This window comes from Leptolyngbya sp. PCC 6406 (assembly GCF_000332095.2).
Taxonomy (GTDB): Bacteria; Cyanobacteriota; Cyanobacteriia; order Phormidesmidales; family Phormidesmidaceae; genus PCC-6406.
Genome location: NZ_KI913949.1, coordinates 4,227,174 through 4,238,947 on the forward strand (window position 1 = coordinate 4,227,174; position 11,774 = coordinate 4,238,947).

Annotated in this window: 12 protein-coding genes and 1 tRNA gene; 6 read left to right on the top strand and 7 right to left on the bottom strand. The window is 55.5% G+C overall.

Annotated features, from left to right (window positions below; genetic code table 11):
* Positions 1 to 123: 123 nt before the first annotated feature.
* Together LEP6406_RS0218670 and LEP6406_RS0218675 are read right to left on the bottom strand one after the other, a co-directional pair.
* Positions 124 to 345, bottom strand: coding sequence for a hypothetical protein (locus LEP6406_RS0218670; protein ID WP_008311804.1), 222 nt, complete (start codon positions 343 to 345; stop codon positions 124 to 126).
* A gap of 75 nt (positions 346 to 420) precedes the next feature.
* Positions 421 to 975 carry a helix-turn-helix transcriptional regulator gene (locus LEP6406_RS0218675; protein ID WP_008311802.1) on the bottom strand — a complete coding sequence of 185 codons (555 nt, stop codon included), beginning with the start codon at positions 973 to 975 and terminating at the stop codon, positions 421 to 423.
* A gap of 267 nt (positions 976 to 1,242) precedes the next feature.
* On the opposite strand from LEP6406_RS0218675, the gene ispG reads away from it, so the two are divergent.
* The gene (ispG, locus tag LEP6406_RS0218680) at positions 1,243 to 2,466 is read left to right on the top strand and encodes a (E)-4-hydroxy-3-methylbut-2-enyl-diphosphate synthase (protein ID WP_008311800.1); all 1,224 of its coding nucleotides are present in this window, start codon (positions 1,243 to 1,245) and stop codon (positions 2,464 to 2,466) included.
* 422 nt (positions 2,467 to 2,888) lie between these two features.
* Here the strand turns inward: ispG and LEP6406_RS0218685 are convergent, their stop codons facing one another.
* Complete coding sequence (locus LEP6406_RS0218685) at positions 2,889 to 4,322, bottom strand: hypothetical protein (RefSeq protein ID WP_008311798.1); 1,434 nt, start codon at positions 4,320 to 4,322, stop codon at positions 2,889 to 2,891.
* 526 nt (positions 4,323 to 4,848) lie between these two features.
* Positions 4,849 to 6,486 carry an EAL domain-containing protein gene (locus tag LEP6406_RS30495; protein ID WP_008311796.1) on the bottom strand — a complete coding sequence of 546 codons (1,638 nt, stop codon included), beginning with the start codon at positions 6,484 to 6,486 and terminating at the stop codon, positions 4,849 to 4,851.
* Between the two features lie 232 nt (positions 6,487 to 6,718).
* Here LEP6406_RS30495 and rpsO point away from each other — a divergent pair, with 232 nt between their 5' ends.
* A complete protein-coding gene (gene rpsO, locus LEP6406_RS0218695) occupies positions 6,719 to 6,988 on the top strand; it encodes a 30S ribosomal protein S15 (RefSeq protein WP_027269257.1) in 270 nt (89 codons plus the stop codon).
* Between the two features lie 33 nt (positions 6,989 to 7,021).
* Positions 7,022 to 7,513 (top strand): PAM68 family protein, encoded by a 492-nt coding sequence (locus tag LEP6406_RS0218700; RefSeq protein WP_008311792.1) that lies wholly within the window; start codon positions 7,022 to 7,024, stop codon positions 7,511 to 7,513.
* A gap of 337 nt (positions 7,514 to 7,850) precedes the next feature.
* Here LEP6406_RS0218700 and LEP6406_RS0218705 read toward each other — a convergent pair.
* Both LEP6406_RS0218705 and LEP6406_RS0218710 read right to left on the bottom strand, forming a co-directional pair.
* A tRNA-Thr gene (locus tag LEP6406_RS0218705) sits at positions 7,851 to 7,922 on the bottom strand.
* A gap of 71 nt (positions 7,923 to 7,993) precedes the next feature.
* A complete protein-coding gene (locus tag LEP6406_RS0218710) occupies positions 7,994 to 8,362 on the bottom strand; it encodes a YccF domain-containing protein (protein ID WP_008311791.1) in 369 nt (122 codons plus the stop codon).
* Positions 8,363 to 8,424: 62 nt separating this feature from the next.
* On the opposite strand from LEP6406_RS0218710, the gene LEP6406_RS0218715 reads away from it, so the two are divergent.
* The 3 genes from LEP6406_RS0218715 (at position 8,425) to LEP6406_RS28820 (ending at position 11,180) form a co-directional block, all read left to right on the top strand.
* Positions 8,425 to 8,721: a DUF3493 domain-containing protein gene (locus LEP6406_RS0218715; protein ID WP_008311790.1), complete on the top strand. Its 297-nt coding sequence runs from the start codon at positions 8,425 to 8,427 to the stop codon at positions 8,719 to 8,721.
* A 64-nt stretch (positions 8,722 to 8,785) separates the two neighbouring features.
* Positions 8,786 to 9,691: a D-hexose-6-phosphate mutarotase gene (locus tag LEP6406_RS0218720; RefSeq protein WP_008311789.1), complete on the top strand. Its 906-nt coding sequence runs from the start codon at positions 8,786 to 8,788 to the stop codon at positions 9,689 to 9,691.
* Positions 9,692 to 10,097: 406 nt separating this feature from the next.
* Entirely contained in the window at positions 10,098 to 11,180 is a 1,083-nt protein-coding gene (locus LEP6406_RS28820) for a S41 family peptidase (protein WP_008311787.1), read from the top strand.
* Positions 11,181 to 11,271: 91 nt separating this feature from the next.
* Here the strand turns inward: LEP6406_RS28820 and LEP6406_RS28825 are convergent.
* Positions 11,272 to 11,774 (bottom strand): IS4 family transposase (locus LEP6406_RS28825; RefSeq protein WP_036028587.1); only part of this gene is annotated, 503 nt, incomplete at its 5' end.

Here is an 11,774-nt window from a genome sequence, read left to right on the forward strand (position 1 = left end):
AGGCGGGTGATTTCGGGCCAAGCGATCACGAGGCTGTTATGGACAAGGGCTTCGTTGAATATCATGACTTGTCCTCGGCTTAGGGTACTGAGTACAGTGCCCTAAGCCAGGGCAGTTCGTTCGTCAGTCCTCCAGAGTCAAGCGCTTGGTCAAGATCCGCAGAATTTGATTCTCGTGAGGGGTGGGCAGGGGTGGCGACCAAGCCAAGATTTCGGCGTAGCCCAGCACCGCTTGAGTGGCAATAAAGTTGGACACCGCCTGGGGTGTGCCCACCACCAGCACACGAATGCTCTCAGGGTTGGGAGCAGCAGGGACAAGATAGCGGGGTTGATCGGATGAAGTCATGGAAAAAGCCAGGGTAAAAGGTCAAAGAGATAGGTGTGATCGCTTTGACATTATGCACGCTGGACGGACAGAGTGTCAACCCCCTTGTTTGTCCTGTGCTTCCTCTCGGGTGCCATCAAGGGCATCAGCAGATTCCGTGGATTCCGCTGATGCCTTGTCCTCAGGGGGCACAATAGTTCGGGCAATAAGCTGAAGATGCTTGATCGTAGAGCGTTCAGGGGTATAGACCCCATTTTCCCATTCGCTCACAGTTTGGCGACGGACACCGAGGGTATCCGCAAATTCCGCCTGGGTCAGGTGCAGATGTTGGCGCAGGGACCGAATTGTGACCTCATTCCAGACAGTCTCCTGATCAAAGCGATCGACTTGATAGGAGGTGACATAGGGTAAGAACGTGATTTCGCCCGTTTCGAGATTGACATTACGGGTGTGGTAGCCCGCCTGGAGCCAAGCAGCGGCCTGGAGGGCTCCACTACTGCGGTTACTCCACCACGCTTTTTGTCGTCGCGCTGATGGGGGTAGAGGACTCTGGAGCAGCGCTTCAATCTCCTCTAAGGTCAGTCGCACCTCACCGCGATCGCGATCCTTAAAATACTGATATAGAGGGTAGTATTTACTGCCCACCTTCATCCCTGACACCTCAACGGATAACACGTTGACGGACAACACTTCGATAAACGGATCTTATCCGTCAAAAGTGACGGATAACACCCCCAGATTTTCAGCTTAACCTTCAAAAAAGAATCTGCGCCTTTCGCCACGCCCTAGAAATCTAGCCCTACGCCACCATCAACCAACGCTTGATTTGGGAATCCACCACCAAGCTGGGTTGAGGAGACAGCTTCTATGGCACCCTGATAGTGACGTGTTTAGCGGATTCACTCCCCCCCCAGGGCCATGCCAACCCTTACTCCCCCCTCCATGCCCACTGCCCCCGCAGCGGCCTTTGACACCACCATTCGTCGTCGCCAAACCCGCCCGGTCCCCGTCGGGAACATCACCATTGGCGGCGGAAACCCCGTGGTGGTGCAGTCCATGATCAACGAAGATACTCTCGATATTGCAGGCTCCGTTGCCGCCATTCAGCGACTACACGAATTAGGTTGCGAGATCGTGCGGGTAACAGTGCCCAGTATGGCCCATGCCAAGGCCCTGGCCACAATTCGCCAGACCCTAGAGGCCACCTACCGCCCAGTCCCCCTAGTAGCCGATGTCCACCACAACGGCATGAAAATCGCCCTAGAAGTCGCCAAGCATGTCGATAAGGTCCGCATCAACCCCGGTCTCTACGTCTTTGAAAAACCCCAGGCAGGCCGCACAGAATACACCCCCACAGAATTTGATGAAATCGGCCAAAAAATCCGCGATACCCTCGAACCCCTAGTGGTATCCCTGCGAGATCAGGGCAAATCCATGCGCATCGGCGTCAACCACGGTTCCCTCGCCGAACGCATGCTCTTTACCTATGGCGACACCCCCGAGGGCATGGTGGAGTCGGCCCTAGAGTTCATTCGCATTTGTGAGTCCCTCGACTTTCGTAACTTGGTCATTTCCCTCAAAGCATCCCGAGTGCCGGTCATGGTCGCAGCCTACCGCCTGATGGTGCGTCGCATGGATGAATTGGGTATGGACTATCCCCTGCATCTCGGGGTTACCGAGGCCGGAGATGGGGAATATGGGCGCATTAAGTCCACTGCGGGCATTGCCACACTATTAGCGGACGGCATCGGTGACACGATCCGGGTTTCCCTAACGGAAGCGCCGGAGAAGGAAATTCCGGTCTGTTACAGCATTCTTCAAGCCCTCGGGCTGCGTAAAACCATGGTGGAGTACGTAGCCTGCCCCTCCTGTGGCCGCACCCTATTCAATTTGGAGGATGTGCTCCATGAGGTTCGGGAAGCCACCAAGCATCTGACAGGACTAGACATTGCGGTGATGGGTTGCATCGTTAATGGTCCCGGAGAAATGGCAGATGCCGATTATGGCTATGTGGGCAAAACCCCAGGCTATATTTCTCTGTACCGAGGTCGAGAGGAGATCAAAAAAGTGCCAGAGGATCAGGGCGTGGCGGAATTAATAAATCTGATCCAAGCGGATGGGCGCTGGGTCGATCCCGAGTAATCTGCCCTGAGTAATCTCCGACGTAAATTTGGCAGCTTTGCTGAAGGGGCTAGCACTAAGCAGCGTAAATACTCTAACCGTTCTATCGCGGCACACCTCGGTCCCTCTCCCTAGCCCTCTCCCAGGGGGAGAGGGGACCGGAAAATGTTGGGCTGGTGCGGCAGAATAGTACACCTATTTCAGCCTAGGTGTACTAATACCGCAAGGCAAAAGGATGAGGGCAGAAGGATGAAAGGGGATTCGAGGACACACAGGGTATCAACTCAAAGCGGGACAAATCTCCTGGGGAGGAGTCAGGCTTCAGACGTTGAGAATCCAGGAGACTCCTGACTCCTAGCTCCTGACTCCTAGCTCCTGACTCCTGAATTCCTCGGAGCCCATATTGTCTCGGCTTACGTTGATGCCCCTGCGGGGCACCCGTCCTATGGGGTACCGGAATTACGAGGTAAGGGCGGGAAACTGGGAAGTTCCACCGCTGAGAGGGAGGTGCGCTTCTTTTTGGCGGGGCGCAGGGGATGGACTAGGGGTGAGGGAGCGCCGCCTTGGGCGTGGGTCTGACCCATGAGGGGCAGTTCCCCCGGACTGAAATGTAGTCGCGCTTGAACGTCAATGGCATCGGTCTGGGGGGCAGGATTGGCAGGTCGGGGGCTGGGCATCTCCATAGCCTGCCAGGGGGGGGCGACGGCGTTGGGGGCAACCTCAAAGGCAGTTTCTGCATCCTCTACACTGTCGAGGTCAGCGTTCCATGTGGGGGTGGGACGGGGTTGGGGCGGTCCCCAGGGGGAGGGCTCGGTAAAGGTGGCCTGCTCGGGAGCAGCCTGCTCGGGAACCGATGGGGGGGGGGCTGGGGTCGGGGCGGTCCTGGGGGAGACAGAATGATCAATCACTCGCTCTAGATCCTGCCAAAGGCGGGTGTCTGCTTCGCCTGTGGTAGCTGCTGGAGCAGGGGCAGGAGCGGGCCGTACAGGAGCCTGAGCCTCTGAGAAATGGGAGGCAGGTTGCCGCAGGAGCGCCATCAATTGAGGGTCGAGGGCTGGCCCTGTGCTATCCCCTTCCTGAGAGGACCAGGGCTGAATGCGATCGGCGCGGGGCATGGAGATGGGGTTACTGCCTGCCCCTTCTAGATTGCTGTAGGGAATATCCATGACCGCATTGGTGGGTATTGCCAATGGGGTCTGGGCATTCATATCCAGACACTTTTCGAGAGCGGCTTTGAACTGGAGGGTGTAGCGTTGCTGGCGCTGAAGTCGCGATCGCAGATCACGACAGAGATCCTCTGATTTTTCCAGGGCTTGCAGACGCTCTGTCTGCCGCTGTTGCAACAAGGTGCATTCTCGCTCGAGCTGGGTGACCCGATCCTGGCTGGTATCGAGTTGGGCTTGGAGGGTCTCGGTCAAAATTCGCTGGCGCTTGAGGCCATCACTGGCGGTTTCCAGTTCACTCAGTAACTGGGCGGTGGAGCGCTGCTGCGCCGCCGCCACCTTCTCCTCAGGACGATTGGCGAGATGGTGCGATCGTTCTACCTCCGCCTGGAGAGACTGTTGAGAGGTTTCTAAGGCTTCCTCTAGCTGATTGACGCGGGCCATGAGGGCCTCATTACAGCGGTTGAGGTCACGGATCAGGTACAGCAGTTCTGCCTCACGGGGCACAGGGGCGGGAGAAGGTGGTGAATCCGGGAAGGCATCGGCATCGGGTCCGGCGGTTCCCGCTAGGGGCGCAGGGGGCCAGATATGCTCAGGTGAGCCAACTACCTTGGGAAACTCAGCCGGGGATTGAGGGCGGCGGGGCTCGAAGGCTGGTCCCGAAGGGCGATTATCGGGGGACTCATGGCGGGGAGGCACGTTCGCTTCACTCATGGCTATAGAAAAGTTGTTCCGCTGCTGGAGCCGACGCAAGCTACCCAGAGATTAGGACGGATCCAAAGCCACCCTAGGCATTCAATCCCTATGGTTTAGCATAGAATCCAGTATCCTACACCGTCATCATCAGAAATATTCAGCACTTTCAACTCCGAATTCTGTACTCTCTGCCTATCTGAGGGGCATCAACCCCCTCCCGCAGACATCCACATCTAGGCTAGTTTAAGGGCAAGTGAAGAGACTGGTTTCAGTGCTTAGAGTTTTCCAGCTAAATATTCCAGCTGAATACTTGTCCAGATACTTGCCCAACATGGGCTTCAAAGTTTCAAGGGATGCCGTCCCTAGGGCCGTAGGCTGAATTGAGACAGAGGATGATTATTTAGTTTAGATGGAACACTCTTAATAGAGTCCAGTAGCTTTCCTTACCATCGGGCGCATTTATATTGTTTGTTGAGGGGACGGCGGTTTTCAACCGCCGTCCCCTCAGTCTCAACTCGCTAAACCTGTCAGTTCTACGGAAGAATTAGGTTTTGAGGGCAAAGGGGGCTTGACGATTTTGAGCCAGAAATATTTGAAATGCCTTGATGGGCATAGGATGGGCCAAGAGATATCCCTGGGCATAGCGCACCCCCCGTCGTTTCAGAAACTGGAGCTGTTCCTGGGTTTCTACTCCCTCTGCAATCAGTTCAACCCCTAGATTGCGGCCCAGATCAATAACGGCATCCACCACCGCACTAATGCGAGAAGATTGCTTAATGGCGGTCACAAAAATCCGGTCAATCTTGAGGTAATCGAGATGGAACTTGTGCAGGTAACCCAAGTTGGAATAGCCGGTGCCAAAGTCATCTAGGGCAATGGCAATGCCCAGGCTGTGGAGCCGTGCGATCGCGCTTAGGGCATTGGTTTTCGTATCTTCCACGAGGGCGGCTTCGGTGACCTCAACCACAATACGTCCCGGATAGGACTGGGGGCGGGTCATGAGGGTCAAAATCACCTCTTCAATGTCCCCGCTATTAAGCTGCACAGGGGAAATATTGATGGAGATGTATACATCAGGATATTGGGCCTCCAAAAGGGCCTGATCCTGCATCACCTGTTGACATACCCAGGTGCTCATGGCGTTAATTAATCCCGTGGCCTCGGCGATGCCAATAAATGTTGAGGGCAAGAGCAGACCCTCCTGAGGATGGCACCAACGAATTAGGGCTTCGGCCCCCACACAATAGCCAGTTTGAATATCCAGAATGGGCTGGTAATGGATTTGGAATTCTCCCCATTTCAGTGCGTTTTCAATCTCATGCTTTAAAGTGCGGGAAGAATAGATCAAAGGTAGACAGGCCAGCATCATTAGAGCACTCCCTAACCCCGTCAGGGGAGCCCCAATCCACAGTGATCCTCTCCAGTTCCGTAGAGCCCAGCCTTTGGAAACCTGCCCCACCACCACCACATCCCCGGTGTAAGACGCTTTTTGGACATGGAGATAGCCCGGTGGCGGGTGCTGGGATTGAAAGTCTACTTTGGGGGGAATGATGCCATCCCCGGCTAGCACTTGGCCGTCGCGGGTATTCACATAGGCTAAAAAGCCATCTTGACCAAGGTCGAGCTGATCCACTTGGCCCCAGTAGGCGGTCAAAATAATCGGGTCCACCAGGATATTCACCTCTCCCTGGCCTTCGGTGGGCAAGACTAGGACGATGGAGCGTTCCTGCATGACTCGGGTACTCACTGGCCCCACAATTTGCAACACCTTACGGTCCAGATCTGCGCGGGTTTCAGGGGCGAAGGAAATTGGCGGCTCCACGATGCCTAAACTGGTCAGCACCAAGGAGCCTTGGGCGTCAATAATTCCCACTTCCCGAAATCGGGGTTCTTTGTAGGCAACCCGCTGCACTAACCGCAGCGCTTTCTCATCGTTGAGTTGCTCTAGGTGCTGGATGTCAGCGGCAAGATTGGTCAGGGTGAGGTCGGCGGTTTTGAGGAGGCTGTCTACCCGCCGCACTCCTTGGGTCACCGCATCATTTAAATCGGCTTCGGCCTGACGCAGGGTTTGGTAATAGGACAGGGTCAGGAGTAGGGCTGGTGGCACTACACTGGCCAGCACTATCCACAGCAGAATTTTGGCATAAACCCTGAACCATCGGGCTAGATGCGGGGATGGCATGGCGGTGACCAGTGGGGTACCGCGACAGTCATCTGCGCGGGCGCTAAAGATTATGATAAATCCACGATAGGCCAGGAGTCAGGGAAGTTAGCCTGAGATCGCGATTCTGTCGTGTCCTATGGTAAATCCTTTCAAATCCTTCCGTGTCAGGCATTCCAGCATTTTCCCCGAACTCTGGAAACCCTATGGTATGATCAAAGACCTGTCTGAAATTACCCCCACGCTCAACACTATGGCTTTGCTGCAAAAACGCAAACAGGAACTGATCTCGGAATACCAAGTCCACGAGACAGATACGGGATCCGCTGACCTACAGGTGGCGATGCTGACGGACCGCATCACCCAACTCAGCACCCACCTCCAAACTAATAAAAAAGATTATTCTTCCCGCCGGGGTTTGCTCAGAATGATTGGTCGCCGCAAGCGTCTTTTGTCCTATATCCAAAAGCAGGATGCTGGCCGCTATCGGGCACTCATTACCCGCCTCGGCATTCGGGGTTAGAACCCGCCCACTGTCATCACTAGAGCGATCACCATGGCTGCCGAGTCCGAGCGAGATCCGCTACCCTTTGAGCCCAGCCGCAAGCGCAAAAAAACTGAGAACAAAGCCCCTTTAGCCTCGACTAAGGCAAGCCCTAAAGCTGACAAATCACAGCCGCACGATCACAAATCTAACCGCGATCGCGCCGACGCTGGAATTCCCGAAGTGGTCAGCCAGCGGATGCTGCGTCGAATGCTGGCCTTCTCCGGCATTCCCACAGGGTTAGGGATAGCCACATTCTTTATCAGTTATGTCCTGGTGGTGCGCCATATCGTCGATTTGCCCAATGTTGCCGTTTTGCTGGTGACCTTGGGTTGTTTTGGCTTGGGAGTTATAGGGCTCAGCTATGGAGCCCTGTCGGCATCCTGGGAGGAAACACGCCCTGGTAATCTTTTGGGCCTAGGAGAGTTTCGAGCTAACTTTGGTCGCTTAACCGGGTCTTGGCGAGAGGCCAGAGAAGCCCGCCGGACGGGCTCCGATTCCTAGGGATAGCCCCTTTCTACCTGGAGCCGCGCACCACCACACCTGGGATAGTCTGAAATCGCGATCGCGGCCTAGAAGGTATTTTTGGGGAGCCTTTATACTCTTGTAGCCCCAGATCATCGATAGGCCCAACTGAGGCAGTTAATCGATCTGGCGTTCAGTTCAAGCACTATCTCGTCGAAAAAAGCTGCTGTGCTTGACTCTTAATCATCCTTGCTTAGGATCACCTACAGCAAGCCCATTTGATTTCTAAAGGTAGTCGTAGCGTGAGATAGGAGAATCTGATCCGGGGTGACGTTCGACATAGACAGCGATCGCCAACGAACTAATTTCTTGGAAAAGCCGATGAGGGGATTTGAACCCCTGACCGCTCGATTACGAATCGAGTGCTCTACCACTGAGCTACATCGGCAAATTGCATCCATCATCTTATCAGGGTATTTCGCCCCTGACGCCCCAGAAGAAGCGAAACCGAAAGAACCGCTATTTGAGACTGCGCCCAAAGGGCATGATCGCCAGCAGCATCAGCTTGAAATGCTGCTTGGCAAAGGGGAGGCCAATAATCGTAACCGCCAGCAAGATCCCCCAAAGCAGATTATTAAGCGCGATCGCCCAGCCAAACACAAAGAACCACACCACATTCAAAATAGTGATCAGCGGCGTTCCCACCTCCGGCCCCTCTACGATCTCCTTACCAAAAGGTGTCAGCGTGGCAATGCCCATATTGATCGTGGCAATGCCAAAGGGAATGCCAATAATGGTCAAGCAAGTGCTAATGCCCCCGGCTATGTAGCCGATAGCCCCCAGCAGGCCACCAAAGACTAGCCAGATAATATTGCCGAGTAAACTCATTTTGCTTTGCCTTGACCGCCCGTCCTTCAAATCCTAGCCTACAAAAAACGATTTTCTCCCCCATGACCGACCCCTCCTCGCCCAAGTCTCGCCGCACCGCAGCAGCAGGCACCCCGCCCCCCGGCATGAGTCCCGAACGCTACGCCCGCCTCGTTGCCGAGGCCAAAGCCCCCTATAGGGGGTTCCGCAAGTTCATCTACGGAGCCTTTGGCATTTCCGGGGCAATAGGGGCATTTGTATTCCTCAGCCAGATGGCCGCAGGACGCGATGTCGCTAATGCCTTACCCAACCTGCTGCTCCAGGTGGGTCTTGTCGCCCTGATGGTGTTTCTCTTTCGCCTAGAGAGCCGCTTCCCTTAACCTGTAGCTGCAAGACTGCTCTACAGCACTTGTACCCCCAGCAAACACAGTTAGGAGAATCACCATGGATATTGCCCCGTTAAACGCTGAATACGGCATAACCGGACAGGTGGAATTTGTTGCCGGGAAAGGAGACTTTCCCTACATTCAAGTGACCAACAGGCATGGCACAGCGGGAATCTCCGTCTATGGGGGGCAAGTGCTGTCTTTTAAGCCGATGGGGGCTGGCCAAGATCTATTGTTTTTGAGCGAGAACGCCTACTACAAGCCCGGAAAAGCCATTAAGGGCGGGGTTCCATTGTGCTGGCCCTGGTTTGGTCCCGATCCAGAGGGGCAGGGTCGTCCTAGCCATGGTTTTGCCCGCAATCGCCTGTGGCAGGTCAAGGCGACGGCAGCGCTTTCTGGCGGAGAAACCCAGGTGATCCTAGGCTTTGGCGATACGGAAGACACCCGCGCCCTGTGGCCTCATGCCTTTGAACTAGTCCTGGAAATTACGGTGGGGGCGGTGCTCAAACTGGCCCTAGTGAGCCGCAATACGGGCGATCGCCCCTTTGACATTACCCAGGCACTCCATACCTACTTCAGCATTGGCGACATTACCCAGACGACGGTATTGGGGCTAGAGGGCACGTCCTATATCGACAAGGTGGATGGCGGTCAGGTCAAGTCCCAGAGTGGGGCAGTGGCGATCACCTCAGAGGTGGATCGCATCTATCAGGGGGTGCCCCAGGAATTGGTGATCGATGATGGGGGGCTCAACCGCCGCATTCACATCACCGCCTCTGGCAGTAAGTCCGCCGTGGTGTGGAATCCCTGGTCAGAGATTTCCGCCACCATGGCTGATCTGGAAGACCACGACTACACTCGGATGATCTGTGTGGAAACGACGAATGCCGCCGATGATGTCGTCACTGTTCCCCCTCAGGGGGCCTATCGCTTAGAGGCGACTTACGGGGTGGGGGAAGAGTGATGGGGTGTATAGCCTAAAGGCATTCAAGAAAGGCGTTGGCGAAGCCACTCTCAGGGAGTTAGCCTGCCCGGAGGGCTTTGGAGTAGGGGCGCGGTTTCCGCGCCCAATGTAGCGGGTGACAGAAAGTTTTGAATTTTGAGTTTGAATTGAATTTCCCGTAGGGGCGGGTTTAGCTCATGTTGGGCGGGAAATCCAGGATGGGAACCTCAAAACCCGCCCTACCCAGCGTCGGGAAATCCAAGATTGAGGTTAATTCCGGTGGCCAAGACCGAGATTCCTCCCCTCGCTCGGAATACACTCACACTCTGTTATCGTTTCTAAAATCTGCGTTGTACTCTGCTCCATAATGCCTAGCGGAGCTAACAGATTCTCTCTGCCATGTCTACGTTCACAGAGACAGGATTTAATGGTTGCTGCCACCTTTGACCCCGAGAATCCCACGTTAGCGGCAGAGCAGTGCCGGGATGTGCTCGCCGCTGTTATCGAGACCCTGGCTAGCTATGTGTTTCCAGAGGTGGCAACCCGTTTGCAGCAGGAACTGCGCGATCGCATTCAGTCCCAGGGCTATGACGATGTCACCCACAGTGAACAACTAGCGGAGCGCCTCACCCTAGAGCTACAGAAATCCAGCGGCGATCGTCAGCTTCGGGTCCACTTCAGCCCCCAACCGCTGCCGGACCTGGCTCCAGATCGGATTCCCAGCCCAGCGGAACTGGCGGCGGAACGAGATCGCAGTTCGCAACGCAACTTTGATGTCAACCGGGTAGAACGGCTCCAGGGCAATGTGGGTTACCTGGAACTCTATGGCTTTGAGCCCCCGGAATTTGTGGGGGATGTGTTGGCAGCGGCCTTCACCTTTCTGGCCCATACCCAAGCCCTGATCATCGACCTGCGCCACAACCGGGGCGGCTCCCCCGGCACCGTTGCCCTACTGTGCAGCTACCTGCTGCCCCCCTACCCCGCCACCCACCTGAATGACCTCTACTGGCGACCCAACGACTCCACCCACCAGTGGTGGACTGTGCCCCACCTCAGCGCTCCCCGCTATCTGGATCGCCCGGTGTACTTACTGACCAGTGGTGAGACCTTTTCGGCGGCTGAGGAGTTTGCCTACAATCTGCAAGTGCTCAAGCGGGTGACCCTAGTGGGGGAACATACCGCTGGGGGAGCCCACCCCGGCCAGGGTTATCGCCTCAGCGATCATTTTTGGATGTTTGTCCCGGTCGGTCGATCCATCAATCCCATCACCGGCACCCACTGGGGCGAAACGGGGCTGGTCCCGGAGGTGAAGGTACCGAAGGAAATAGCGCTCCTCAGTGCCCACCGAATCGCGCTTCAGGGCATTTTGGATACACAGCCAGACGGGGCACGGTTTCGAGAACTTCAGCGATCGCTGCTCTTGGTGGAGCGAGACCTCAATACCCGCCGTGCTGAGTTAATCAGCCAGATCAAGCGCCCCGGTTCCCAATCCCTGATCACAGAGGATTAGGATCACAGAGGACTAGAGAGCGGGACTAGTGCTCTGTCAGCCCTGATTTTGTGGGTATGACTGTTCTTGGCCTTACAGGGTGACAACCCCCCTAGAGAGCTTGCTGGATAAGGGATAGAGCGTGAAAACCTCGCTGAAAATAGCGGTGTTTATGGGGTTTGAGGGCCACCAGCTTGAGCGCCCAATCGGCCCATAAGTCCATGGCATAGAGCCATCGTTGACCATAGAGACTGAAGCTAAAGTCACTGTGCCGTGGAGCCTTATCTTGGTGCTCTTGGAGACGTCCGGCATACTGAGCTAGCTTGGCCTCCTGCATCCACTGGCCGTGGAGAGTAGCCAAACTGTAAGCCAGAGCGATCAGTAAAACTAAGGCTAAGAATCGGGTGTCATTGACCTTGGTGTCCTCCAAGTTATAGCCCCCAGTCTTAAAATCTTTGAAGAGCTGTTCAATGCCCCAGCGACATCGATAGACCGCTAACGCTTGCTTCAAGGTGGGCAAATTAGTCAGGATATACCACGGCTCCTTCGGCCCCTTCTGGCGATAGGAGCGCTTCCAATACACCGCTAAATTAAACGGGCCCATACCATCGCCCT

What these genes read in the sequence shown, in the direction of transcription:
- rpsO (WP_027269257.1), top strand. Translation starts at nt 6,719, where the DNA reads ATGGCTTTGCTGCAAAAACGCAAACAGGAACTGATCTCGGAATACCAA.
- LEP6406_RS0218720 (WP_008311789.1), top strand. Translation starts at nt 8,786, where the DNA reads ATGGATATTGCCCCGTTAAACGCTGAATACGGCATAACCGGACAGGTG.
- LEP6406_RS28820 (WP_008311787.1), top strand. Translation starts at nt 10,098, where the DNA reads ATGGTTGCTGCCACCTTTGACCCCGAGAATCCCACGTTAGCGGCAGAG.
- LEP6406_RS0218670 (WP_008311804.1), bottom strand. Translation starts at nt 345, where the DNA reads ATGACTTCATCCGATCAACCCCGCTATCTTGTCCCTGCTGCTCCCAAC.
- ispG (WP_008311800.1), top strand. Translation starts at nt 1,243, where the DNA reads ATGCCAACCCTTACTCCCCCCTCCATGCCCACTGCCCCCGCAGCGGCC.
- LEP6406_RS0218700 (WP_008311792.1), top strand. Translation starts at nt 7,022, where the DNA reads ATGGCTGCCGAGTCCGAGCGAGATCCGCTACCCTTTGAGCCCAGCCGC.
- LEP6406_RS0218710 (WP_008311791.1), bottom strand. Translation starts at nt 8,362, where the DNA reads ATGAGTTTACTCGGCAATATTATCTGGCTAGTCTTTGGTGGCCTGCTG.
- LEP6406_RS30495 (WP_008311796.1), bottom strand. Translation starts at nt 6,486, where the DNA reads ATGCCATCCCCGCATCTAGCCCGATGGTTCAGGGTTTATGCCAAAATT.
- LEP6406_RS0218715 (WP_008311790.1), top strand. Translation starts at nt 8,425, where the DNA reads ATGACCGACCCCTCCTCGCCCAAGTCTCGCCGCACCGCAGCAGCAGGC.
- LEP6406_RS0218675 (WP_008311802.1), bottom strand. Translation starts at nt 975, where the DNA reads ATGAAGGTGGGCAGTAAATACTACCCTCTATATCAGTATTTTAAGGAT.
- LEP6406_RS0218685 (WP_008311798.1), bottom strand. Translation starts at nt 4,322, where the DNA reads ATGAGTGAAGCGAACGTGCCTCCCCGCCATGAGTCCCCCGATAATCGC.